Annotated in this window: 21 protein-coding genes and 1 pseudogene; 6 read left to right on the forward strand and 16 right to left on the reverse strand. The window is 67.4% G+C overall.

Features of this window, described 5'->3' with window-relative positions; translation table 11 throughout:
* Positions 1–65: 65 nt before the first annotated feature.
* Positions 66–827: a dienelactone hydrolase family protein gene (locus tag ACIP5Y_RS31205; RefSeq protein ID WP_400355483.1), complete on the forward strand. Its 762-nt coding sequence runs from the start codon at positions 66–68 to the stop codon at positions 825–827.
* A gap of 40 nt (positions 828–867) precedes the next feature.
* Here the strand turns inward: ACIP5Y_RS31205 and ACIP5Y_RS31210 are convergent, their stop codons facing one another.
* The 11 genes and pseudogenes from ACIP5Y_RS31210 to ACIP5Y_RS31260 form a co-directional block, all read right to left on the reverse strand.
* A complete protein-coding gene (locus ACIP5Y_RS31210; protein ID WP_400355484.1) occupies positions 868–1,737 on the reverse strand; it encodes a family 16 glycosylhydrolase in 870 nt (289 codons plus the stop codon).
* Positions 1,730–2,806 (reverse strand): GNAT family N-acetyltransferase, encoded by a 1,077-nt coding sequence (locus tag ACIP5Y_RS31215; protein ID WP_400355486.1) that lies wholly within the window; start codon positions 2,804–2,806, stop codon positions 1,730–1,732. The genes ACIP5Y_RS31210 and ACIP5Y_RS31215 overlap by 8 nt, the downstream gene beginning before the upstream one ends.
* A 9-nt stretch (positions 2,807–2,815) precedes the next feature.
* Complete coding sequence (locus ACIP5Y_RS31220; protein WP_400355488.1) at positions 2,816–3,778, reverse strand: NAD-dependent epimerase/dehydratase family protein; 963 nt, start codon at positions 3,776–3,778, stop codon at positions 2,816–2,818.
* Between the two features lie 34 nt (positions 3,779–3,812).
* The gene (locus ACIP5Y_RS31225) at positions 3,813–4,622 is read right to left on the reverse strand and encodes a polysaccharide deacetylase family protein (protein ID WP_400355489.1); all 810 of its coding nucleotides are present in this window, start codon (positions 4,620–4,622) and stop codon (positions 3,813–3,815) included.
* The gene (locus tag ACIP5Y_RS31230) at positions 4,619–5,002 is read right to left on the reverse strand and encodes a hypothetical protein (protein WP_400355491.1); all 384 of its coding nucleotides are present in this window, start codon (positions 5,000–5,002) and stop codon (positions 4,619–4,621) included. Before ACIP5Y_RS31230 ends, ACIP5Y_RS31225 begins: the two co-directional genes overlap by 4 nt.
* Positions 4,999–10,041, reverse strand: coding sequence for a glycosyltransferase (locus ACIP5Y_RS31235; protein WP_400355492.1), 5,043 nt, complete (start codon positions 10,039–10,041; stop codon positions 4,999–5,001). Before ACIP5Y_RS31235 ends, ACIP5Y_RS31230 begins: the two co-directional genes overlap by 4 nt.
* A 74-nt stretch (positions 10,042–10,115) precedes the next feature.
* Positions 10,116–11,384, reverse strand: coding sequence for a glycosyltransferase (locus ACIP5Y_RS31240; protein WP_400355494.1), 1,269 nt, complete (start codon positions 11,382–11,384; stop codon positions 10,116–10,118).
* A pseudogene (locus tag ACIP5Y_RS31245) lies at positions 11,381–12,115 on the reverse strand (glycosyltransferase family 2 protein); the annotation flags it as partial. The pseudogene ACIP5Y_RS31245 and the gene ACIP5Y_RS31240, both read right to left, overlap by 4 nt.
* Before the next feature lie 131 nt (positions 12,116–12,246).
* A complete protein-coding gene (locus tag ACIP5Y_RS31250; RefSeq protein ID WP_400355496.1) occupies positions 12,247–13,044 on the reverse strand; it encodes a class I SAM-dependent methyltransferase in 798 nt (265 codons plus the stop codon).
* Positions 13,045–13,074: 30 nt separating this feature from the next.
* Positions 13,075–14,190, reverse strand: coding sequence for an NADH:flavin oxidoreductase (locus ACIP5Y_RS31255; protein WP_400355882.1), 1,116 nt, complete (start codon positions 14,188–14,190; stop codon positions 13,075–13,077).
* A 74-nt stretch (positions 14,191–14,264) separates the two neighbouring features.
* Entirely contained in the window at positions 14,265–15,197 is a 933-nt protein-coding gene (locus ACIP5Y_RS31260) for a GlxA family transcriptional regulator (RefSeq protein WP_400355498.1), read from the reverse strand.
* A 71-nt stretch (positions 15,198–15,268) separates the two neighbouring features.
* Here ACIP5Y_RS31260 and ACIP5Y_RS31265 point away from each other — a divergent pair, with 71 nt between their 5' ends.
* Both ACIP5Y_RS31265 and ACIP5Y_RS31270 read left to right on the forward strand, forming a co-directional pair.
* Positions 15,269–15,955: an HD domain-containing protein gene (locus tag ACIP5Y_RS31265; protein WP_400355500.1), complete on the forward strand. Its 687-nt coding sequence runs from the start codon at positions 15,269–15,271 to the stop codon at positions 15,953–15,955.
* Between the two features lie 40 nt (positions 15,956–15,995).
* The gene (locus tag ACIP5Y_RS31270; protein ID WP_400355502.1) at positions 15,996–16,415 is read left to right on the forward strand and encodes a Rid family hydrolase; all 420 of its coding nucleotides are present in this window, start codon (positions 15,996–15,998) and stop codon (positions 16,413–16,415) included.
* Between the two features lie 43 nt (positions 16,416–16,458).
* On the opposite strand, the gene ACIP5Y_RS31275 is transcribed toward ACIP5Y_RS31270, so the two are convergent.
* A complete protein-coding gene (locus tag ACIP5Y_RS31275; protein WP_400355504.1) occupies positions 16,459–17,340 on the reverse strand; it encodes an SDR family oxidoreductase in 882 nt (293 codons plus the stop codon).
* 87 nt (positions 17,341–17,427) lie between these two features.
* Between ACIP5Y_RS31275 and ACIP5Y_RS31280 the strand changes: the two genes are divergently transcribed.
* Positions 17,428–18,000, forward strand: a complete 573-nt coding sequence (locus ACIP5Y_RS31280) for a TetR/AcrR family transcriptional regulator (protein ID WP_400355506.1) — start codon at positions 17,428–17,430, stop codon at positions 17,998–18,000.
* Positions 18,001–18,006: 6 nt separating this feature from the next.
* On the opposite strand, the gene ACIP5Y_RS31285 is transcribed toward ACIP5Y_RS31280, so the two are convergent.
* From ACIP5Y_RS31285 to ACIP5Y_RS31295, 3 genes are all read right to left on the reverse strand, one after another.
* Positions 18,007–18,702, reverse strand: a complete 696-nt coding sequence (locus ACIP5Y_RS31285; RefSeq protein ID WP_400355508.1) for a DUF2993 domain-containing protein — start codon at positions 18,700–18,702, stop codon at positions 18,007–18,009.
* A 91-nt stretch (positions 18,703–18,793) separates the two neighbouring features.
* Positions 18,794–19,735, reverse strand: a complete 942-nt coding sequence (locus ACIP5Y_RS31290) for an SDR family NAD(P)-dependent oxidoreductase (protein WP_400355510.1) — start codon at positions 19,733–19,735, stop codon at positions 18,794–18,796.
* A 66-nt stretch (positions 19,736–19,801) separates the two neighbouring features.
* Positions 19,802–20,587: a serine hydrolase gene (locus ACIP5Y_RS31295; RefSeq protein WP_400355512.1), complete on the reverse strand. Its 786-nt coding sequence runs from the start codon at positions 20,585–20,587 to the stop codon at positions 19,802–19,804.
* Positions 20,588–20,781: 194 nt separating this feature from the next.
* Here ACIP5Y_RS31295 and ACIP5Y_RS31300 point away from each other — a divergent pair, with 194 nt between their 5' ends.
* Entirely contained in the window at positions 20,782–21,126 is a 345-nt protein-coding gene (locus tag ACIP5Y_RS31300; RefSeq protein WP_400355514.1) for a VOC family protein, read from the forward strand.
* A gap of 55 nt (positions 21,127–21,181) precedes the next feature.
* Here the strand turns inward: ACIP5Y_RS31300 and ACIP5Y_RS31305 are convergent, their stop codons facing one another.
* Positions 21,182–22,075, reverse strand: coding sequence for a LysR family transcriptional regulator (locus ACIP5Y_RS31305; protein ID WP_400355516.1), 894 nt, complete (start codon positions 22,073–22,075; stop codon positions 21,182–21,184).
* 120 nt (positions 22,076–22,195) lie between these two features.
* Here ACIP5Y_RS31305 and ACIP5Y_RS31310 point away from each other — a divergent pair, with 120 nt between their 5' ends.
* On the forward strand, positions 22,196–23,047 hold the full coding sequence (locus tag ACIP5Y_RS31310) for an NAD(P)-dependent oxidoreductase (RefSeq protein ID WP_400355518.1): 852 nt from the start codon (positions 22,196–22,198) through the stop codon (positions 23,045–23,047).
* Positions 23,048–23,066: the final 19 nt, after the last annotated feature.

The following is a 23,066-nucleotide window of genomic DNA, read 5'->3' on the forward strand; positions in this document are numbered from 1 at the left end:
TTGCTCGGGCTCCCCCTTTTGTTGTGTTGAGCACGGGACATCAACCACGACAGGAGGATCCAATAATGACTGCAGTACAGGGTAGTTCGGTCGATGTGCAGACGCCCGATGGTGTCGCCGACGCGTATGTCGTTTACCCCGATGACGGCGCCGCCCATCCGGGGGTGCTGGTGATTCAGGATGGTTTCGGGTTGCGGCCGAGCTTGCGGTTGCTGGCCGATCGTATTGCCGGACGCGGTTATACCGTGCTGCTGCCGAATGCCTATTACCGGCATGGGCGGGCGCCGGTGGTCGAGTTGCCGGACTTCATCGACCCGGCGGAGCGGCCGGAGATCTTTCAGCAGGTCTTTCCGATGATTCGTGAGCTCACGCCGGAGCGGGTGCGGTCCGATGTCGGGGCCTATCTCGGGTGGCTTGCGGCGTCGCCGCGGGTTGCGGCGGGGAAGGTCGGGCTGACCGGCTACTGCATGGGTGCGCGGCTGGCGGTGCTGGCCGCGGCCATGTTCCCCGATCGGATTGCGGCGGTGGCCGGATTCCACGGTGGGCCGCTCGTTACCGACACCCCGGACAGTCCGCATCTGATCGTCGGAAACATCACGGCGGAGCTGTACTTCGCGCATGCCGGCGCGGATCACGAGCGGGCTCCGGAACACACCGCCCAATTCGACAAGGCGCTCGAGGCCGCCGGCGTCCGCCACCGCACCGAGGTCTACGAGGGATCCCAGCACGGCTACACCCAGGCCGATACCTCCGCCTACGACCCCGAGGCGACGGAACGGCACTACCGCGAACTGTTGTCGCTGTTCGACCGCAATTTGCGCGGGTAACAGCGGAACCGGCCCCGGAGGCCGGCTCGCGCGTCACGGTTCAGGATGCCTCGTCGAACACCCGGACGTAGTCGATGAGCATCCGTGCCGGGAATTGCGTGCCGGCGTCGGGTGGCCCGGGCCAGTTGCCGCCCACCGCGAGGCTGAACAACAGGTAGAAGGGATGGTCGAAGTCCCAGCGGCTCGCCGCCTGCTGCTTGGTCAGGGTCTGTGTCGTCTGTCCGTCCACCTCCCAGTCGATTTCGGTGGGCGTCCAGGTCACGGCGTAGGTGTGCCAGTCGCTGATGGACCGGTCGCTCGGCAGGGTGAATCCGGAGCCGAAATCCAATCCCGGTGCGTGCGCGTGCTGTTCGACGGCGGTGGTCTGATTACCCAGGGTCTCGACGACATCGATCTCACCGGACTCCGGGTAGCCGACGTCATTGATATTGTCGCCGAGCAGCCAGAACGCGGCCAGCAGGCCGGATCCTTCGGGCATTTTCAGCCGGACTTCGAAGTGGCCGTAGCGTTGCGAGAACAGGGCGGCATCACCTCGGTAGGTGATTTCCTTGCCGCTGGTGTATTGGCACGGCCCGTACCAGCAGGATCGGATACCGCCGGATTGTGCGCGGGCTTCCAGCACGAGATGTCCCTGGCCGTCGAGAAAGGCGTTCCCACTCGGGGTGTAGTACTGCAATTCCTGATTGCCCCAGCCGGTTCCGCCGTGATCGGGATGCCAGTAGCGCGAATCGGGGGCTTTTCCGGCGGGCCCGTCGAATTCGTCGTCGAAGGTGACCTTCCAGCCCGAGGGAACCGGGAACCCGGAGGAAGACGGAGTCGACGTGGACGAGGGCGGTGATGAGGGTGCGCCGCAGCCGATCAAGACGGTCGCCAGCACCCCGGCGATGAGTGCGGTTGCCGGCCTACGCATCCCGGAATCCGATCGCCCTCTTGACGCCGGTGCGTATCGCGCTTTCCATCCGATACAGCGGCGCACGTTCGATCCAATAGCGGGCGTAATCCGTTGGCTGCGCACCGAATCGGCTCTTGAACTGTGCCAATCCGGCCGATCCGCCGGTCTCACCCAGGTGATAGGCCCGGCATCCGGACGCGCACGCCTCCTCGATCGCCGCCGTGTGCAAGGCGCAGTTCGCCTGGGTCCCGGTCGTAACCGCCGGATCCATTGCGCCACGCGTGTAGTGGGCGTTGGCCCCGCCGCGCAGCACGATGATCGCCGCGGCGGGACGTTCGCCGACCCACGCCACCGAGATTCGGCAACGGTCGCCCAGCCGGTCGGCGATGATGCCGAACTTGCCGATCGGATCGCGCTGCCGCCCGCGCAGCCGGGTGAGCCAGGCGGGCTCGTGCTGTTGCCCGGCCCAGCGATCGAACGACCGCAGCAGCAGATCGTAGAAGACGGGGACCAGCCGCCCGGTGGAATCGGTTTCGACGCGCACGCCGGACTTGCGCGCCCTGCGGACGTCGGTGCGGGTGGCCGCCTTGAAACGATCGCGCCAGACCTGTTCGAAGCCGCCGGACAGATCGAGGACATGTGCCCGGGACGGTATCGCGGTCACCCCGTGGCGGCCGGCCGTCGCGGCATCCCAGACGTCTGCATGCAACGGGTTGGCTCGAAGGTGCACCCGCAGTGCGGAGGTGGCGGACAGATCGTCGAGAACGGCCGACACCAGCTCGGCGTCGACCCCGCCGGGTGCGATGAGTCCGCCGAATCCCCAACTGTCCGGCATGGAGTGCAGGATCACCGGACCGCCACCGGGGAAACGCCTGCGCACCAACGGGAGGACGGCCAGCCGGCCGCCGGGCAGTTCGTAGAGGCGACTGGCATCGCGGTAGCGACCCGCGGCGGTCACACAGTCGAGCCATTCCGCCGCCTGGGTCGGCACGGCATCGCGGTCGGATTCATGCAGTTCGCGCCACAGTCCGCGCGGAACAGGGCTGCGGACGGTGAGGTGGGCGCTCGATACGGCGGTGCGCTTCACGACAGTTCCTCACACGGCCGGGCTCGCCGCGAGTGCGCCGCGGAGCCATTCGATGGTGCGGCCGACGCCCTCGCGCACGGCCACCCTGGGTTGCCACTGCAATGTCGACACGGTGGTGGCGCAGTCCAGTGCGATGGCATCGATCTCCCCCGCCCGCGCCGGCCGATACGACGGTCTCGCCCGCACTCCGATCGCCTGGGCGATCAACTCGTGCAATTGCAGGGTCGAGGTCTGCAGACCCGTACCGACATTGAAGGTGCCCGCGACCTCGGCGGGTGCGGCCGCGGCACGGACGAACGCGTCGACGACATCGCTGACATAGATGTAGTCGCGGGTCGCGCTGCCGTCGCCGAAGATCGCGGTGGGGCGGCCGGTGAGCAGCGCGCTGCCGAAGATCGCCACCACCCCGGCCTCGCCGTGCGGATCCTGGTGCGGGCCATAGACGTTCGCGAGGGCCAGGCTGACCCCGCTCATGCCGTACAGGCCGGTGTAGGCGTGCAGGTAATACTCCCCCGCGACCTTGGCGGCCGCGTACGGCGAGACCGGGCTGGCGGCGGTTTCCTGCTGCACCGGAAGGGATTCCGGCCGCCCGTACCGCGAGCCCCCGGAGGCCGCGTACACGACCCGGCGCACCTGTGCGCGCCGGCTGGCCTCCAGCAGGTTGACGGTGCCGAGCACATTGACCCGGGCGTCGTACCACGGGTCGGCGACCGACTTGCGCACATCCACCTGGGCAGCCAGGTGAAACACGACTTCCGGGTGCGCGACGGCCACCAGGCCGACCAGTTCGGGTGCGGTGATATCGCATTCGATAAACGCGAAGTGCGCGCCCGCCCCTTCGGCGGCGGCCAGATTGGCCGTACTGCCGGTGCGCAGATTGTCGATACCGACCACGTCATGCCCATCGGCGAGTAGTCGCTCGACCAGATTCGAGCCGATGAATCCGGCGGCGCCGGTGACCAAGGCACGCATGAAGTCTCCTGTCGGTGGATGGTGAGAACTCCGGTCAGTCGATGCCGGCGATGACACCGCGCGCGGATCTCGTTCCGCGCCATCGCCGATAGGTGCGCCACGCCTTCGTGCGCAGTAACTCCGCCTGCGGGGCGACCGGCGCGCCACGGCCGTCGAGCCAAGCGCGCAGGGTGGTCATGGAGGTGGTGGGCCGGACGGTCAGCCGGGCCAGGGCGAACGGGTGGTCGGCCGCGGAGCTGAGCGCATTGCCGACCGCACACGCCGATCGGTACCCGGCCGCCTCGACGGTGTCGCGTAGTGCCGCGGTGTGGAATCCGTGCGGGTAGGCGAAATCGGTGATTTCCTGGCCGAGCGCGTCTTCGAGTAGAACCTTGCAGCGGACGAGTTCGTCGCGGACCGCTGCCGGGCCGATCGTGTCGAGTTGGGGATGCGTATGGGTGTGGGCGCCGATTTCGACGCCCAGCGCGGCGAGGCCGACGAGTTGTGACCAGTCGAGCATCGGGGCGGGCGGGAGCGCCAGGCCGGAAGGGCGGCTGCTCCGGCCGCGGAGGGCGCCCGTGGTGACATACAGCGTGCTCGGCATGCCGGCGTCGGCGAGTGTCGTTGCCGCAGCAGCGAAATCGGCGAAGCCGTCGTCGAAGGTCAGCACGATCGGCCGGGCGGGAAGCTCGGCGTGGCCCGCGAGGGCAGCACGCAGGCCGGACACGGTCAGCACCGTCCGGCCGCTGTCGGCGATGAGCCTCAAATGCTCGCTGAAGACACGCGGTGTGACCGTGTACGGCGCAATCCAGCCGGGTGGATCGTCGGTGATGGAGTGGTACAACAGGATCGGGACGATGGTCATTGGTCTCCCCCGTCCCCGGGTACACCGTGCGACAACCACGCCGCGGCTATCGTCGCGACTGTCGTCACCGCGGCGAGCCCGGCCAGTCGCTGCACCGTCGAGTCGTCGTGTAATTCGTTGAATGCCACTGTGACCAGCACACCGAAGGAAATGCTCAACGCCACCGTGAGCACCCACCGCTGCAATCGGTCCTCGGTCAACAGCCCCGATACCGCGAGCCCGGGGCAGAACAGCACGAAGGCGAACACCGCCAGCACTCGCACCGGCATGCCGGGCGGCAGATAGGTGTAGGCGGCGAGTGCAAGCCATCCGGAGGCGGCGAGCAACAGGTGCCGGATTCGTATGCGCGGAAAGGTTTTCCGCCGGTTCATCAGGCTCATCTCGTCGCCTCCTGTGGAGCGGGAGGGTTCGCCGTGATCACCAGGGCATCGGAATTGCGGTAGATGACACGGAATCTGGGCGAGCCGGTCAGGTCTGCGGTGACCCGTTCCAGTGCGCCCTTGGGAAGCTCACCGGTCATCTCGACATCGGCTGTCTCACTGCGGGTCAGGATGACGAAGGCGTGCGGGTGCCGCTTCGGGTCGAGGTAGTCGGAGAACATGGCGACGGGGTGATCGAGCACCGCCTGCCGGTCCTTGGGTTCGAGCAGTGCGAACCACATGTAGTCGTAGACCTCGTAATGCTGGAATGCCCAAGGGAAGTTACTGGTCGCCCCGATGATGAGTGATCCGGGCGGCGCGACGTCGTACAGGAATTCGGCGGCGGCGACCTCCTCGGGACTGAAGTAGTTCGCCTGTTCCTTGCCGTAATACCCGAAAACGAAACCGGTCAGGAGCAGCAGCACGACAGCCAGGACGCCGGCCGTCGTACGCAGCGAACGCCCGGACGAAGGGCGCGGGTAAAGGGCCGCTGCCGCGAAGAACGCCACGAAGGGCAATCCGAACAAGTAGACCCGGAAGATCATCTCGCCGCCGTAGTCATTACCGGCGAGTACGGGCAGCGGCGCCACCGCCAGCAGCACCAGCGCGAAATCGCGGCGGTACCGGAACCGGCGGGCGAACCCGATCCCCGCCAGCACCCACACACCCGCACTGTGCAATCGGTCGATCCGGGCCACCACGGCCTGGCTGTGGCTGGCCAGGCCCAGATTGATGAACCCGGAATGCGTGTTGTGCCAGATCGATCCGATCGTGGAGCGGATATTGCCGAGATTGCCGCGAATCCACGGCCCGGCCAGTACGAGATCCCAGCTCACCGTGAGCGCGAGGGTGATCGCGGCGAGCAGCGCGACCCGATACCGGCACAGCAGCACCAGCAGGACCAGGCCGGACACCACCATCAGCGGGGTGAGCTGGTGGATCACGATAATGGCCGCCGACATGGGCAGCAGCGCCAGCACGGTCAGCAGCACGCGCTGCCGCGGGCGCACGGCGACATTGCGGCGGAACCAGTGCAGGCACAACGCGATCAGGCTCAGATACAGGAAGTAGGCGACCGCCTGGGGTGCGAAGTAATCCTGGCCGACCCACGCACTGAGCACATAGATGGCCACGGCCGACCAGATCAGGCGGCGGTCGGTGGTGGCGGTGCGGAAGATCAGCACCAGCGGGCCGATGAGCAGCGCATTGAAAACCGGTGGCGCCCAGATCGCATAGCCGAGCGCGGAATGCAGGCCGCTCGCCTGCACCAGCAGCGCATTGAGATTGAAGAACCCGGGCCAGTACTGGTAGGCGGACAATTCCTGGAGCGCGGCGTTGGTGCCCTGGTGGTGCAGGAAGTAATCGACGAGGCCGACGTGTTTCCACGCCCACGAATATCGGAGTGTGCCGTAGACGATGCACGGCGTGGCATGCAGGATGGCAATCAGGGCGCCGATGTGCGCCGCGAGCAGGGCACTCGGCGTGCGCGAATTACGCACCAGGGCAGCGAAACCGGTCAGCAGGACTACCAGCGCCGACCAGAAGGTGACCGGCAGCAGTGGGAGCAGCCCGTAGTCACCGATTCGCGCGAGATCGATGTGGCGGAGCGACAACGCCCACAGCAGCATCGCCACCGGCAGGCCAGCGAAAGCACTGTGCCGCAGCAGATATCGGCTGATCGGCCATCGGGTCTCCGCCTCCGGCGGGCGGATCGTGCCGGAGGCATAGCCCAGCGCGGTGAGCGCCACACCCGCGAGCAGTGCGCCCGCACCGGCAAGTCCGGCGCGGTGGCCGCGTGCCACTCGCGCAAGCTGGTGCCCTACCCCGCGCGGAATCGTCGACGTGAGATAGGCCCGCTCGCTGGACAATCCGTCCTGCGCGCCGGCGAGACGGCGCACCACCGCCTTGGATTGTCCTTCCGCAAGGCATCGCGCCCGGAAGTACGACCATGTAGTGCGTTCCTCCGGCACCGTGTGATGGACGACGGCCGCGGGCTCGTAGATGTGCATTCCGCCCGGATGGGCCCGGCTCACCCGGATGCACAGCTCGGTTTCCTCGCAGCCCAGCGGGCGACCGGCGATGCGGCCCAATTCCCCTGCGAAGCCGCCCGACTCCACCAGCGCACCGCGGCGCAGCGACATATTGGCGCCGATGTGATTGCGTACCGCCGCGCGTCCGGTCGGCAGGCCGCGGTAACTACAGCCGATGACCCAGTCGAATTCGGGCGGGAACCAGCCCGGTCGCGCGCCACGCCATTTCGGCTCGACCCGGCCGCCGACGCCGAGGACGGCCGGATCGGAGTACGGGACGATCAGCGCGGCGATCCAATCCGGGGCCGCTGCGGCATCGTCATCGAGGAAGGCGACGATATCGGCGGTGGCCTCGGCGATTCCGGTATTGCGGGCGCCGGAGAGGCCCTTCGCGTTCCGGTTCGGGACGACGGTGACATCGTGCAGCTCGCGGGTTGCCCTGCGCAGCAAGGCCGGGCAGTGATCGATGACCACCACGATCCGCCGTACCGGGCGGGTCTGGTCGTGTATCGAGGCGACGGCGTCGACCAGGTCCTGCCATCGGTCTTCGGTGTAGGCGCAGATGACCACGTCGACGGTCGGCGATTCAGCGTCGGGAATCGGTGCGGCGGGCGGTGCGTCACGCACTTGTTTCTGCGCCGCGGGTGCGAGCGTGGCGAAAGCCCGCAGCACCGGGGTGACATTGAGGGACCACCAGACGGGCCGCTCGAGGTAGGCCGCCGACTTGGTCCACAGGCCCACGATGTGATGCAGCCAGGTCAGCAGGATCGCGGCCTGTTCATCGATCTCACCGATTCGGGTTGTGCCCCAGGCGATCTCCATCGGCTCGCGCTCGGCAGGCGGGAGACCACCGGCGCTGAGACATTGCCGCACAACGGCACCGAGCTCCCGATCCTCGACGAGGCAGCGCGTGGTGAGCACCATGAGATACCCGTCCAGCACGGTGAGCTGCTCGGGACGTGCGCCGCCCCAGTCGACGATGCCGGTCACTCCCCCGTCCGCTCCGCGCAGCCGCACATTGCCCGCGTGGAAATCGCCGTGCGCCCAGCCCATATGGACGCGGCGACCGGCCAGGGCGGTGTGCAGCACACTGCCCAGTCGCCGCACCGTCTCGGTGGATCTGGGCGACATGGTGGTACACGCCCGGGCCAGCTGCCGCAGCGGCCGATCGACCCACTTGCTGAGCAGGGCATCGTCGACAACCGTGACCGTGCCGGTGCGCCGATGGAATTCGTCGATCGTCGCCAGCGCCTCCATGGTCAAGGGCGTGGATCGGTCGGGATGCGTCGTCAGCACCCTTGTCATATCGACTCCGGGCAGGAACGATTCGACCGATATCAGGGTGTCGCCGTGCGCGCGCAGGTCCACGATGCGCGGCAGCAGGATGCGCCAGTCCCCCAGTTCGGGGGTGTCCGCCAGGCGGGCCAGGGTGCGGGATTGCGCGCTGAGGTCGTGCACCGCCTGCGGGGTGTGCGCGATCTTGAGGACCGCGGTGGGGTGATCGTGATCGTCGCCGAGCAAGGCCACTTGCAGGTCGGTGACGGTCGAAAGGACTTGCAGGACATGTATATCGCCCGGCAGTTCGCTCTCGACCGCGCGCCGGGTCCGCGCGCCGGCGCGCGCGTGCCCGGGTGAGCGCAGGCGCTGCGAGGCGGGCCGTAAATAGGGCCGCAGCGGCGTATGGGTTGCCAGCCGAATCGTCGCTCCCACGGCCCGCAGCCACCACCGCGTGGTCGTTCCGGTGGTGAGCCACAGGTCACGCCGGGCGAGTAGTGCTGCGGCCAGCGCGATTTGGGTGGCCAGCCAGGCCATGGCGGCGCCCCGGAGACCGAACCGCGGTATCAGCATCGCACCGAGCCCGAGCGTCGACAGGCACATGGTGATCTGAATCGTCAGCAGCAGGCGGAGCTTTCGCCGGACCCGCGTCGCGCTGATCGCGGTCGAGACGAGCAGATGCGGCAGGGCCGCGAGTGCGAGCAGCCGCAATGCTGTTGTACCGGACCGATATCCATCGCCGAACAGGCCGAGCACGTACGGGGCGAGCACGGTCACCGCCGCCACCGCCGGGAGCAATATCGTGACGGTCCGGGCTACGACTCGTCTCGCCTCGGCGGCCAATCGGGATGGATCGGCCGCGGTCTCCACGACCAGCGACGTCCCCATATTCACATTGATGAGGTGGACGGCATTCGCGATGGCCCAGGCGATGGCGTAGTAAGCGGTCTGCGCGGGGCCCAGCAGCGCGACGACCAGCACCGGCATCGCGGTCACCGAGGCGATCGAAAAGACCGAGCCGACATAGTCGGCGGCCACGAACCGGGCGATATCGCGCAGCGGCGGCAACCGATCGACGGCCGCACTCTCGCGCTGCCGCCGCGGGATCGCGCGAGTGAACAGGAAGAGGCCGACCACCACCACCGCGGCACCGAGGGCCAGTACCCAGGACGCGAAGATCCCGCGCACGGGCAGTGCGGTGGCGAGTGCGATCAGCAGCACCAGCTTCGCTATCGAGAACAGGACGTTCTCGACCGGCACCAGCGGGGTGCGGCGCAATGCGGTCAGGACGCCGTCCTGGAGCACGAACAGCGCGTAGGCGGCTACCGCCGCGATGAACATCGCTTGCGCCGTAACGTCTTCCAGGAAGGTCACGCCCGGCGCGATCAGCCAGATGGCCGCGACGCACACCACGCCCGCGACGATCCCCATACCGGTGCTGACCAGATAGGCGACCGCGACCAGCCGTCGCGTGCGCGCACCGGCGGCCGGGACGAATCGCACCATGGCGCCGGACAGATTGAGCTGTGCGATCGCGGCGACCAGCATGGTCAGCGAGATGGCCGCCGAATTACTGCCGACCGCGGCCGGCGAGTAGCGCCAGGCCGCCACGGTCCAGTACCCGAGCCCCACGATCGCCGACAGCCCCGAACTGACGGTCAGCAGCATGCCGTTGCGTACCAATGGGTTCCGCATCTCGGCGAGCTGCGCCCGGAACCCCCGGGCCCGAATTCCCGGCGTCTCGGGTGCGTCGGTCGCGAGACCGCCGCTCAACCCCCGGCCCCGGCTACCGCATGCCGGGTCCGCCAGCGGCTGACCGCGTACGCCGGCGGACCGGACAGCACACCCCGGCGCTCCAATCCGGCCAACTCGGCAGGGAGGCCGTCGGACCGCTGCTGCCGCGCCGACGTCCCGGAGAACGCGTAGGCCGCACCGCGCGGCAGCCGGCGCACGAACGGCCCCACCATTTTCGGATCGTGGACGAGCGCGCTGGTCAGATAGGCGCCGAGGCCGACACCGTAGCCGTACACCTGATTGCGCAGGGCCGTCATCTCACGGTGATGGTGATGGCGGACCAGGGCGCTCGGCTGATATACCAGCCGGTGGCCGCGCACGATGATGCGGAAGAACGCGGCGAGATCATCGCCGCCGCGGGCGCGGGTGCCGGCGCCGATCGCGGGATCGAAACCGCCCAGACCGCGCAGTACCGCGGTATCGAAGGCCATATTGGCGCCCGAGCCGAATCTTCCGGCGGTGAAGGGGAACAGCGGGTCATCGGGGCGATTGCGGTCCATATCGAAGACGCGCCGCGCGAAGCCCTTGTCGAAGCCGCCGTGTTGTTCCAGCAGGAGTTGGGCGGGCGTCTCGAGCTGGGCGGGCAGGATCAGACCGGTGACACAGCCGACGTTCGAGTCGGCGTCGAAGCCCTCGGCGAGTGCGGTGAGCCAGTGGCGGTCGGCGATGACATCATCGTCGGTGAAGGCCACGATGCTGCCGTCGGCCTCGGCCAGGCCGCGATTGTGCGCTGCGGCCAGACCTCGCCGGTGCTCCCGGAGGTAGCGGACTCTGGCGCCGAAGTGCTCGGAAATCATTGTGGCGGTGGCCTCGTCGGGCGGATCGTTGTCGACCACCATGATCTCGGCCCGCGGATAGTCCATCCGCAATAGGGCATCGAGGCACCGGTGCAAGCTGTGCGGGCGGCCGCGGGTCGCCACGATCACCGTGATCGACGGCGGCTGCGCCGCGGTTCGTTGCCGGCGCCAGGCACAGTGCGTGATCGCGTCCGTCCGCAGATGCTCGGCAACCTCGTCCGCCATCGCGGTCCGGACCGTGGATTCGTGTGCGGCCCAGGCCCGGCCCAGGCGCGCGTCCAGGAGGACGACACCGATCGGATCGGTGTGGTATCGCACCAGCGCCAGGATCCGGTGCGGCGCGGGGAGATTGTCGTCGATCTCCAGTTCCGTTGCGGGCGCGCTGAGTTCGATCTCGGTGCACGCAACCGGCAGGTCCTCGACGCTGATTTGCCGTGCAGTGCTCACAGCGACTCCGCCGGCGTCACCGGCAGTGCGGGCCCGGCGTGGGCGGCCCGGGTCCGGAGTCCGGTGGCGCCGAGCCGATGGCCCGCGAGCACGGCCCCGAGCACCCGGAAGCCGTCCCGCACGGCATGTAGGTTGGATCGCCCGTCGCGCCTGGGCATCTCGAAACTGGGCACCTCGGCAATGCGCAACCCGACCTGCATGGCCCGCACCGTCATCTCGGCTTCGATCTCGAAACCCGTCGCCGTCAGGTCGAGATGCTCCAGATAGCGCCGATCGAATGCGCAGAAGCCATAACAAAGATCAGTAAGCCGTGCGTGATACAGCGTATTGAACACCGCCAGCAGGAACCGATTTCCCGCCCGCCGCAGCCGCGTAATATCCAGCGACCCGCCGCCCCCGACGAACCGCGACCCCTTGACGAAGTCATAACCATGATCGAGAAAGTGCAGAAAATGCGAGATCTCCTGCGGCGCCATACTCCCGTCGGCATCCATCATCACGATGACGTCCCCGGTAGCCGCGAAGAACCCGGCCCGCAGGGCGCTACCTTTGCCCGTACCTTGCTGCGGCACAATCAAAATGTCCGGTCGGTATTTTCTGGCAGTGACCAGCGTGGCATCGGTAGAGTTGCCATCGACGAGTATCACCTCGGTGATATCGTCGGGCAGTTGCTCGAGCACCCCCGCGATATTTCGTGCTTCATTCTTCGCCGGGATGACAAGGCTCACGGTTCTTTTCATCACGGAGTCCGGATCAATCCATGCTTACAGGGATAGACAAGCAACCAGCCTACTGCAATTAACCCGAATGCCAACCCTTAGTAGCCAATTCGCTACCCGGAGTCCACTCCGCTACCGTCCCGTTATGGCAGCCGGGCCGAGGCTTGCAGGCGTACGTAATCGATGACCGGTTCGGGCAGGCGCGTGGCTACCGCATGCACCACCCCCGCCCGCTCCGATTCCGGCAGCGGATCCAGCACCGCGCCCAGTACGACTGTCGATAGGAACGATTCGAGTTGGGCGCCGGGTTCCAGGTGGGCCGGGTCGGGTACCAGTGCTACCTCGATGTCGACGAAGCCGGCTGCTTCCAGCCGACGTGCGGTGTCCTCGGCGGTCGCGAAGTGGCAGGGGCCGTTCAGGGCGGGTAGGTCGATATCGGCCAGGGCCGCTTCGATTCCGGCGAGATTGCCCGCGCCGCCCCATTCGGCGCACAGGATGCCGCCGGGGCGAAGGACGCCGGCCAGTGAGCGGAATACCGCGTCGTGGTCGGGGAGCCAGTGCAGTGTCGCCACCGAGAACACGGCATCGATATCGGCGTCGATGTGCAACGGCGCGTTGAGGTTCGCCTCCAGGACGGTGAGGCGGTCGGCGGCAGTGTCGGCCAGCCGGTCACGCAGGCGCGCCAGCATCGCGGTCGAGCCGTCGACGGCGATGACGTGTCCGTCGGGCAGGCGGTCCAGCAGCAGGGCGGTGTCGCGGCCGGTGCCGGCGCCGATATCGAGGACGGTTTCATTGCCGCGCAGCGGCAAGGTCGTCAGCAGGCGCCGGCCCCAGCGCTCATGGGGCAGCGGCAGGGCGTCGTAGGTGGTGGCGTCCCACTCGCGGGGCTGCAGCGAACTCGAATCGGCGGTCACGTTACCCAGGCTAACAGTGCGTCCCATTTCATGGACAGTCGATCCCATAATGTGGAATTACCTGAAAGGTGTGATCTCCGAGAGGTTTCCGTCGCGCACCTTGTTCACCCATTCCGGATCGGCCAGCAATGCCCGGCCGATCGCGACGATGTCGAACTCGCCGCGGTCGAATTGCTGTTGCAGGACACGAAAACGCTGGGCCTGAGTCTCGTCGATCCGATCGCCGCGAAAGACCTTGTCCACCCCGACCGAACCCACGGTGATCACCGGCAGCCCGGTGATCTTCTTGGTCCAGCCGGCCAGGCTCAGGTCATCCGCGTAAGCGGTGAACTCGGGCAGCCAGTGCCGACGCAGCGAAGTGTGGAAGATGTCGACACCGGCGTCGACGAGCGGTGTCAGCAGCTCCTCGAGTTCACCCGGCGTCTCGGCGATGGTGGCGGTGTAATCGGCGCCCTTCCACTGCGAATAGCGGTAGATGATCGGGAAATCGGGACCGACGGCCGCCCGGATGGCGGCGACCACACGGGCCGGAAAAGCGGCACGCCCGCGGCGCGTGGCACCGTACGCATCGTCACGGTGATTGGTTGCGGCCCAGAAGAACTGGTCGAGCAGATACCCGTGTGCTCCGTGCAGTTCGATACCGTCGAAACCCAACCGCTGGGCCAGGAGAGCCGACTCCACATACGACTCGACCAATGTGTCGAGATCAGCGGCCGTCAACGCCCGGCCCACCCGCTGCCCGGTGTAATTCACGCCGGACGGGCTCACGGACTGTACCGCCGGTTCGAATTCGGGGCTGTCTCCTCGTTCCAACCCGGTATGCCACAGCTGCGGCACGATGGCGGCCCCTTCGGCGTGCACCGCCTCGACCACCGCCCGCCAGCCGGCAGCGCTGTCGTCACCGTAGAACCGCGGCACATTCGCCTGCGGACCGGCGGCCGGACCTCGAACATACGTCCCCTCGGAGATGATCAGGCCCACGCCACCGGCGGCATGCGCACGGTAATAGTCGATATTCTCCGTATTCGGCACGCCGCCCGGCGATTTCATTCTCGTCATCGGAGCCATCGCGAATCTGTTCCGCAGCCGCAGCGAGCCCGCCCGGAAATCGGTGAAGAGTTCCTCGAGATGGATCGACGGGTCACCGGCCAATTCTTGTGACATGAGGCACATTTCCTTCCGGTCCGACAACTCGACTCCGAATTCCGGGGAAACAACGGCAATGCCCCACACATTCCGGGCCGGCTTCACCTCCCGAAGGTGCGCCGGTAGGCGGTGGGGGTGGTGTCCAGTACCCGCCGGAAGTGCAGTCGCAGGTTGGCGGCCGTGCCGAGTCCGCAGTCCTGAGCGACGCGGTCCATCGTGTGATCGGTGGTCTCCAGAAGTTCCCGAGCCCGGCCGAGGCGGGCGTGGAGCAACCATTGCAATGGGGTCGTGCCGGTCTCCTCGGTGAACCGGCGCATGAGCGTGCGCTGCGAAAGACCTGCGTGCCTTGCCAATTGGCGCAGTGTGACCGGCTCGCCGAGGCGTTGCAGAGCCCACTCACGAGTGCCGGACAGCGACGCCTCGCCGGATACCGCGACGGGCGCGGGCACGTATTGCGCTTGTCCGCCTTCGCGATGCGGGGCGGCGACCAGGCCGCGGGCGATCCGGTTGGCCACCACCGCGCCGAGGTCGCGGCGCACGATGTGCAGGCACAGGTCGATGCCGCAGCACACTCCGGCCGAGGTCAGCACGTCTCCCTCGTCGACGTAGAGCACGTCGCGATCCACTGTCACAGCGGGGAATTCGCGTTCGAGATCATCGATGTACTGCCAGTGGGTGGTGGCGTGCAGACCGTCCAGCACGCCGGCCGCGGCCAGTGCGAAGGCGCCCGTACAGATCGACACCATCCGCGCGCCTCGCTCGTGCGCCGCGGCGAGAGCGGCGAGTACGGCTTCCGGCGGCCGGCTGGGCGGCTCGGACCCCGGCACGATCACAGTGTCGGCGGCGCGCACCTGATCCAGGTCGCCCTGGGTGAGCACGGTGTAGGCCCCGGCGGTGTGCACCTGCGCGGCGACGGTGCACACCGTCGTCTCGTACGGGGTCTCCGGCCGGGCGGAGAAGATCTGCGCGGGGATCGCCAGATCGAGGGGCAGGACCCCGTCCAAGGCCAGGATCGCGATCCGATGAGACGCCATGGCAATATCCTAACGAGGTGAGGCAATATTGCCTATCGCCAGGTGAGAGCCATACCGGGCAGGCTCGGAACATGACCGAAGCAATTCATGAGGCGCCCACCGAGGGGTCGGCCGACCTGATCACGCTGCCCGGGACACCGCTCGCCGACGCCGTGGTGGATCTGATCCGCTCGGTGGAGACGGCGGCGGTGTTCAACCACAGCGTCCGCAGTTACCTGTTCGCCAGGCTGGTGGCCCGCCGCCTCGGCCTGTCCGCGGGCGGCGACTACGACGACGACCTGCTGTTCTCCGCGTGCGCGATGCACGACCTCGGTGTCGCGGCGGACGGCCCGCACAGTCAGCGATTCGAGGTCGAGGGCGCCGATCGCGCCGCCGAATTCCTCACCGCGCGCGGGATATCCGCCGCGGACGCCGATCAGGTGTGGCAGGCGATCGCCCTGCACACCTCGTCGGGTATCGCACAGCGCCGCGGGGCGCTGTGCGTGCTCGTCCACGAAGGCGTCACCTTCGATTTCGGCGGCTCGATGGGAGCCGATCACCTCGGGGCGCTCACCGACGCGCAAGCCGAGGCCGTGCACGCCGTGTACCCGCGGCTGGACATGGCCCGTTCGCTCACCGACGCGATCGTCGCGCAGGCCGTGAAAAACCCGAAGAACGCGCCCCGCTACTCGTTCCCCGGTGAGGTCTTGCGCGAACGCGAGACCTTCGGCAGGACCCGCATGGAGCACTCCTACGGCTCGTCCCGTTGGGGCAACTGAACTTCACGACTCGGTCGAAACATAAAGGGAGACATCGAAAATGACCAGCCATACCGTCGAAATCCCCCAGGACTCCGAAGTATTCGGGAAAACCGTCAGCGCTTTCGCGAACTTCGGCTACTCCGCCGCGGTTCGCTCGCACGGGCTCCTCTTCATCGCCGGTACGATCGGCCGCCGCGCCGACGGCACCATTCCCGATGACATCGAGGAGCAAACCGAGATCGCGATCCGGCGCATCGAGGAAATCCTGCGACTGGAAGGTCTCGACCTCTCCGCGCTCGTCGATGTGACCAGCTACCACGTCGACATCCACCGGCACCTGCCCGGGTTCTCCACGGCCAAGGCGAAGCTGATCGCCCCGCCCTACCCGACCTGGTCACTGATCGGCGTCAGCGCATTGGCCAGCCCCGGGCTGCTCGTCGAAATCCGCGCCACCGCCGCCTATCCCGACGCATTCTGACGACTCGAATGCCGTTGGCCTGGTGACCTATTCGAGCCGGTTCTCAGGGCTGGATGTTCTCCAGGTCGGCGAGCAGGCTCGGGTGGGTGGGCTGCCAGCCGAGGGTCCGGCGGGTGTGGTCGCTGGAGGAAGGCTGGTCGGTGGCGAAGATCTGGCCGAGGGGACCGAAAGTCTCTTGCGGGACGGACTTTACGGGCAGGTCGAGTCGGCGGCCGATGACCGCGGCGATATCGCGGACGGCGTCGCCCTCGTCGGCTACCGCGTGCCACGCCGTTCCGGCGGGAGCCTTTTCGAGGGCCAGGCGGAAGAGTACGGCGGCGTCGAGTGCGTGTACGGCGGGCCAGCGCTGGGCGCCGTCGCCGGGGTAGCCGACCACGCCGGTGCGGCGGGCGATGTTGGTGAGCAGGCCGGCGAATCCGCCTGCGCCCTCGTTGTGGACCGTGCGCGGCAGGCGGACCGCCGCGCTTCGCACGCCGCGGGCGGCCAGGTCCAGCACCGACGCGACCGAGCGGCTGCGGCCACCGACCGGTCCGTCGGTCGACGCAGGATCCGCTTCGGTGGATGCGCGGCCCGGCACGTACGGCGTGCCGGAGACCGTGATGAACGGGCGGTCGCTGTCGATGAGTTCCGCACCGAGGGCTGCCATGGCGGCGCCTTCCTCGGCGACCGCCGCGGCGAGGGCGTCGGGGCTGCTGAAGTCGTTGGCGAAGGCCAGGTGGATGACGCCGTCGGCCCGGGCGGCGCCGGCGCGGAGGGCAGGTAGATCGGCCAGGTCGCCGCGCAGGGGCTCGGCGCCCGCGGTTTCGAGGGCTGCGGCGGAGGAGTCGGAGCGCGCGAGCGCGAGGACGGTGTGGCCGTTGGTGAGTAGTTCGGCGACGACGGCCGAGCCGATCAAACCTGCTCCGCCGGTAATGAAGACGTGCATATCGCTACCCTTCGATAGTGATGGGACTCTTGTCTCATCACTGTAGCGCAGCGACGGCACTTTTGTCCCATCACCTAGTATGAACACATGGCCAGATGGGAACCCGGAGCACGTGAGCGGCTCGTCATTGCCGCGGTCGACCTGTTCACCGAGCAGGGCTACGACGCCACCACGGTGGCACAGATCGCCGAACGCGCCGGAGTCACCAAGAGCACCTTCTTCCGGCACTTCCCGGACAAGCGCGAACTGCTGGCCGCGGGACAGGAGACCCTGTGCCGGCTGCTGACCGAGGGGATCGCCGAGGCGCCCACCGGCGCCACCCCGCTCGAAGCGGTCGCGGCCGGCCTCGAACGCGCTTCCAGCGCAATGGGTCCGATGAACCGCGAACTCGCCCCACGGCTGAAGGCCGCCATCGACGCCAACAGCGAACTGCAGCAACGTGATGCGCTCAAGAGCGTGGGCCTGGCTGCCGCCATGACCGACGCGCTGCGCACCCGCGGCGTGCCGGACCTGACCGCGCATCTCGCCAGCGAATTGGGCGTCCTCGCGTTCAAACAGGGCTACGCCCAATGGCTGCAGGCCCCTGATGATGCCGCACTGGCGCCCTGCACGCTGGCGGCCCTCGAAGACCTGCGCGCGGCGAGCCGATCCCTCACCTGAACAGGCTCACGGCAGGTTGGAGAAGCGCACGGTATGCGCCACCGCGGTCACCTGCAGGCCGTTCGCGCCCGGCTGGATGGACGTCAATTGCGCGCCCAGCGGCAGCTTCTCCAACGGCACGGTGAAGGTGAGCGCCTGCTTCAGCAAGGACAGCGAGAGCGTCGGCCCGCCCGCCGCGGCCTGCACCGAAACCGGAGTGACCTCGATACCGTCGCTGGTCGGCGCGACGGTGACGACAACCGTCGCGGGCACCGGAATCCCCTCCACCGAGAACGTTCCGGTGACGTGCAATCCGTCCGGGCCATTGGAAATCGACTTCACTCCGGTCGGCGCGAAGCCCTGCACGGTGTCGTAGGGCACCACCGCGGTCGCCGAGGCTGTCGCCGCGACGAGGTTCGACGTGCGGTTCTGGAGCACATCGCTCAGCGGCGCGGAGACATCGGTCAGCGTCACATCGAGGTTGTGGACCGAGAGCTTCTCCTGACTCCAGTCGCCGACGCGGATGTCGATCTTCTGGTATTTCCCGTCGACGGCCTGCGTCAGGAACGGGATGCCGGTGATGTCGACACTCGGCTGATTCGGCAGGTTGTAGGCGGCGGCGATCTTGCGGCCGATCTCGTTCTGCGCCATCACGACTGCCACCCGGTCACCGACGACCAGCGCAATCGCCAGGACGATGATCAATATCAGTAATGCGCGCATGCGCTCACCCGCTCGGCCATCCCACCATCATGCTGTGGATTCCGGCCAACCGGTGGCCTCGACCCACTTGCTCAGGGAAATACCAGGTTGATCAAAGCCGGGCGAGCGCCCGCGGACGCAGGAGCGGATCGGCGCCGGTGAGTGCCGCACTGGCGGTCCACAGTTCGGCGGCGGTGTCGGAGTCGGTCATGTGTGCGCGGGGCGTTTCCCGGTGCGGTTTGCCGCGGATGCCGCCGAAAACCCTGGGTCCCCAGAGTTGACCGCCGGTGATCTCGGGATCCAGCACGGCTCGGACAATACTGTGGGCGCCCGCCTCTTTGCCCTGCAACACAACACCCGCGGGCAGCCCGCGCAGGTGCTGGGCCGTGGTGCGAACGAACAGTGGCGGCCGCGACGGGGTCAACGAGTCCAGCGCGCCGCCCGGGTGAGCGACAATGCTGGCGACGTCGGCGCCGTGTGCGCGCAGCCGCCGATCCAGTTCGAATCCGAACAGCATCTGGGCCAGCTTCGATCGGCCGTAGGTGCGTTTGGGCCGATAGTCGTGCTCGGACTGCAGATCCGCGAGATCCAGCCGTTCCGATCGCGCCGCGAAACTACCCACCGTGACCACCCGGCTGCCGGCGGTGGCCGTCAATATCGGTGCCAGCTGTGCGATCAGCGCGAAGTGCCCGAGATGGTTTGTCGCAAATATCAATTCATGCCCCTGAGCGCTCAGGCGGCGGTCGGGGCCGGAGAGTGCGATCCCGGCATTGAGCACGACCGCGTCCAGCCTGTCGACGCCGAGAGTCTCCACCGTCGCGGGCAGTGATGAGAGATCCGCCAGATCCAGCCGCACGGAATGTAGCCGAGCGTCCGGAACCCGTGTCCGGATCGCTTGCATCGCAAGGCCGGCCTTTTCGGCGTCACGGCAGCCCAGCACCACGGTCGCACCGGTGCCCGCGAGCTGTTCGGCGACGAAATACCCGATCCCCGCGCTCGCGCCGGTCACCAGAAACGTCTTCCCTTCGGCACGTGGGCCGCTTTTCCAGGTCATGTCATCGACCCTCGCACCGGCCTCTTGCACCGCCCTCACATCGCGCTGGCGTGCAGCGGTCCGGGGTCAGCCGAAGTACCCCTGGAACAGCAGGTTCGCGACCTGGGTGTCGGTCGCCCGGCCGATCTGGTCGCCGCCCGCCACCGTTTCGGTATTTCCGGTGATGGCTACGGTGTACCGCTCGTCCGGGCCAACGAAGCCGACGGAATTGTCCAGCCAGGAGCCGTCGGAGTTGTCGTTGGACCAGCCGTCCTTGGTGCCCGGTTGCGCGGCTGCCCCGGCGCCCCACACGCCCCACTGCTGATCGCTGCCCACCGAACGCATCTCACTCACCAGATAGTCGCGATCATCCGAATTCAGCTGCGACAGTGCGGAATTGATCAGCCGATCGAGATCCGCGGCCGTGGTGCGCTCCCACCCCCAGTACGGCGCTTGCGGAGTCCGGAACGTCGTCGAAGTCATCCCGAAGCGATCGAGGTCCCCACCGAAACTCGCACCGCCGTAACGCTTCCACAGTGTGTCGGCAGCGTTGTCATCGCTGACGTTCAGCATCCGGTGCATCAGATCGCGGTCATCATCGGTGAGCGTGATAGCCCCGGATTCATTGCGTAACAACAGATCCGCGACCATCTCCAGCTTGGCGGTGGAACAGGCCCACACCGGCGTATTCGCATTCGTGTTCTCCCAGACGGCCCCCGTCGTACGGTCGTAGACAACGATCCCGGTAACCCCGGGCCGAGTCTTGGCGTAAGAGTCCGCCGCCACCGCACGCGTCACCAGCCCCGGATCGATGGTCTGCGCCTGCGCCTCCGGCAGCGACACCATGAAGGTCGCCGCCACAGCCGCGGCCACCGCAATCAATCGTCGAAAAACGGACATATCTACCTGTCAAAGTGGTTTTCCAAGCTTCCAGCCTCTGCAGAGTATTGGTCAGCCGAACACCTTGCAGAAGTTCGAGGTGGTCAGGAATCGAGAAGCGGCGGCCAGGGCAGCACCCCTAGCGTTGGTGTCAACGAAGTTCGGAACACAGACAAGGGAGCACTCCAATGACGAAGAAGATCGACGCCATCCTCTACCCGGTCAGCGACATCGCCACCGCGAAGGCACAATTCACAGCGCTGCTCGGCGTCGAGCCGCTCATGGACCAGCCCTACTACGTGCACTTCGAAACCTCCGACGGCGTCGCGGTGGGCCTGGTCCCCAACGGCCAGCAGCGCGGCCTCACCGACGGCACCCCGTTCTGGACCGTCGATGACATCCAAGCCGAGGTCAAGGCCCTGGTCGAGGCCGGTGGCACGGTGGCCGAGAACGTCCACGATGTCGGCGGCGGCAAGCAGGTCGCCATCGTCAAGGACGTGCAAGGCAACACCATCGGCCTCGCCCAGTCCTGAGACCGGCGCCGAATCCGGTTTCCGAGTAGCCGATGTCGGTGCTTGCCGACATCGGCTATCCTGCAACGTTTTCGAAGGTCCGACGCAGGGCGTCGGCCATCGCCCGGGCGGCCGCTGACATGCGGTCCGGGGGCGGTGTGGCGAGCAGAACCTGCCACAGCAAAGGGGATTCGAGTGAGACGGCGCGCAGGTCGCTGAATCGGGCTGCCTCGGAGGCGGGTATGAGGGTGGTGCCGAGACCGTGCCGGACCAATCCGGCGGTGGTGGCCAAATCGCCTACCTCGTAGGGTGATACGGGTTCGAGGTCGGCGTCGGCGAAGGCTCGGTCGGCGAGGGTGCGGATGCCCCAGCCGGTCGTGAAGCGGATGAAGGTCTCCGCGGCGAGATCCGTGATTGCGATCTGCTCGCGGTCCGCGAGCCGATGGTCGGGGCGGCAGAGGAATACCAGCGGCTCATCCAGGAGCACCTGCATGGTGACGCCGCGTGGTCGCTTATCGGGCAGGGTGACCAGCGCCAGTTCCAATGAGCCGTCGGCGACGGCTGCCAGGTGACCCGCGGATCCGGCGGTACTCTGCCGCAGCCGTACCGACACCAGTGGATGTGCCCGGTGGAAGCGGCCCAATACCGCGGGCACGTCGATGGCCCCGGAGGACTGCAGAATTCCGATTTCGACCGTGCCGCTGAGCCGGCCGTGGAATCCGGTCACCGATTCCCGGGCCCGTCGCGCCGCGTCCAGGGTGGCGCGGGCTTCGGCGAGGAAGGTGATTCCCGCTGCGGTGAGGGTGATTCGGAGTTTGGATCGATCGAAGAGGGTGACGCCGAGCTCGCGTTCCAGCTTGCTGACGGCGGTGGAGACGGCCGACTGCACCACATGTACGCGCGCCGCGCCGCGGGAAAAGCTGAGTTCGTCGGCGACGGCCACGAAGTATTCGAGTTGCCGTATCTCCATCCCTCGAACCTATCGCGTTCGGAGATGAAGATAATCTCGAATGGTCGTTGGACGCGATGAGGTTGTGGGCCTGATGCTGGAGACAGCGGAATTCACCGGCAGATCGGATAGGAGCAGCAGATGCGTATAGCGATCATCGGAATGGGCAGGATGGGACGCGCATTCGCGGGGCGGGCGCTCGACGAAGGGCACGCGGTCAGCGTGTGGAACCGGACTCCCGGCCGGGCGGAGGAGCTGCGCGAGCAGGGCGCCACGATCATGGACTCCCCCGATGACGTGAGCGATGACTGCGAGGCCGTCTTCCTCTTCCTCGCCGACGACAAGAGCACCCTCGAACTCGCGGTGCCGGATGGCCAGCCGCGCAAGGCCTGGTCCCTGGCCCGTGTGGTCAATACGGGAACCGTTGCGCCCGAGGTCATCACGGCGCTCTCGCAGGCGTACGGCGACAGCTTCGTCAATGCCCAGATCGTCGGCGCGCCACAGGCCGTCCGCTCGGGTGCGGCCGGATTCATTCTCGGCGGCCCGGCATCCGGCCGGGCGGCCCTCGCGCCGGTGTGGCGGGTCTTCGCAGGTGCGTTCGATGCCGGTGATCGCCCGGAAACCGCGGCCGTCATCAAGCTGCTGAACAACCAGATGCTGCTGACGCAACTGGCCGCCGTCGCCGAAACCGTCCGGGCCGGGCGCGCCGCGGGCATCGACGACGCCACCTTGACCGGCATGCTTCGGGAGTCGCCGATGCTGGCCCCGGGCCTGCGCAATCGCATCGACGTCATGTTCGACCCCGAGCATGCCGGCTGGTTTACCAGCATCCAGTCCGCGAAGGACCTGACCCTCGCCCTGGGACTCGTCCCGGACGGCGAATCATTGCCGGTCACCGAGGCCGCGCGGGACGCCTACCGGCAGTTGATCAGTGACGGATGGCTGACGCAGGATCCCGCCGCCCTCGTCGAATACGGCCGGCGCGCACACTGATTCGCAGTCGGCGGTCAGG

The organism is Nocardia sp. NPDC088792 (genome assembly GCF_044750615.1).
GTDB lineage: Bacteria > Actinomycetota > Actinomycetes > Mycobacteriales > Mycobacteriaceae > Nocardia.

Coding starts and splice junctions, on each gene's coding strand:
- ACIP5Y_RS31310 (WP_400355518.1), top strand. CDS start 22,196: ATGCGTATAGCGATCATCGGAATGGGCAGGATGGGACGCGCATTCGCG.
- ACIP5Y_RS31275 (WP_400355504.1), bottom strand. CDS start 17,340: ATGCACGTCTTCATTACCGGCGGAGCAGGTTTGATCGGCTCGGCCGTC.
- ACIP5Y_RS31290 (WP_400355510.1), bottom strand. CDS start 19,735: ATGACCTGGAAAAGCGGCCCACGTGCCGAAGGGAAGACGTTTCTGGTG.
- ACIP5Y_RS31305 (WP_400355516.1), bottom strand. CDS start 22,075: ATGGAGATACGGCAACTCGAATACTTCGTGGCCGTCGCCGACGAACTC.
- ACIP5Y_RS31230 (WP_400355491.1), bottom strand. CDS start 5,002: ATGAGCCTGATGAACCGGCGGAAAACCTTTCCGCGCATACGAATCCGG.
- ACIP5Y_RS31255 (WP_400355882.1), bottom strand. CDS start 14,190: ATGTGCCTCATGTCACAAGAATTGGCCGGTGACCCGTCGATCCATCTC.
- ACIP5Y_RS31210 (WP_400355484.1), bottom strand. CDS start 1,737: ATGCGTAGGCCGGCAACCGCACTCATCGCCGGGGTGCTGGCGACCGTC.
- ACIP5Y_RS31225 (WP_400355489.1), bottom strand. CDS start 4,622: ATGACCATCGTCCCGATCCTGTTGTACCACTCCATCACCGACGATCCA.
- ACIP5Y_RS31285 (WP_400355508.1), bottom strand. CDS start 18,702: ATGCGCGCATTACTGATATTGATCATCGTCCTGGCGATTGCGCTGGTC.
- ACIP5Y_RS31220 (WP_400355488.1), bottom strand. CDS start 3,778: ATGCGTGCCTTGGTCACCGGCGCCGCCGGATTCATCGGCTCGAATCTG.
- ACIP5Y_RS31235 (WP_400355492.1), bottom strand. CDS start 10,041: ATGCGGAACCCATTGGTACGCAACGGCATGCTGCTGACCGTCAGTTCG.
- ACIP5Y_RS31265 (WP_400355500.1), top strand. CDS start 15,269: ATGACCGAAGCAATTCATGAGGCGCCCACCGAGGGGTCGGCCGACCTG.
- ACIP5Y_RS31300 (WP_400355514.1), top strand. CDS start 20,782: ATGACGAAGAAGATCGACGCCATCCTCTACCCGGTCAGCGACATCGCC.
- ACIP5Y_RS31280 (WP_400355506.1), top strand. CDS start 17,428: ATGGCCAGATGGGAACCCGGAGCACGTGAGCGGCTCGTCATTGCCGCG.
- ACIP5Y_RS31260 (WP_400355498.1), bottom strand. CDS start 15,197: ATGGCGTCTCATCGGATCGCGATCCTGGCCTTGGACGGGGTCCTGCCC.
- ACIP5Y_RS31250 (WP_400355496.1), bottom strand. CDS start 13,044: ATGGGACGCACTGTTAGCCTGGGTAACGTGACCGCCGATTCGAGTTCG.
- ACIP5Y_RS31270 (WP_400355502.1), top strand. CDS start 15,996: ATGACCAGCCATACCGTCGAAATCCCCCAGGACTCCGAAGTATTCGGG.
- ACIP5Y_RS31205 (WP_400355483.1), top strand. CDS start 66: ATGACTGCAGTACAGGGTAGTTCGGTCGATGTGCAGACGCCCGATGGT.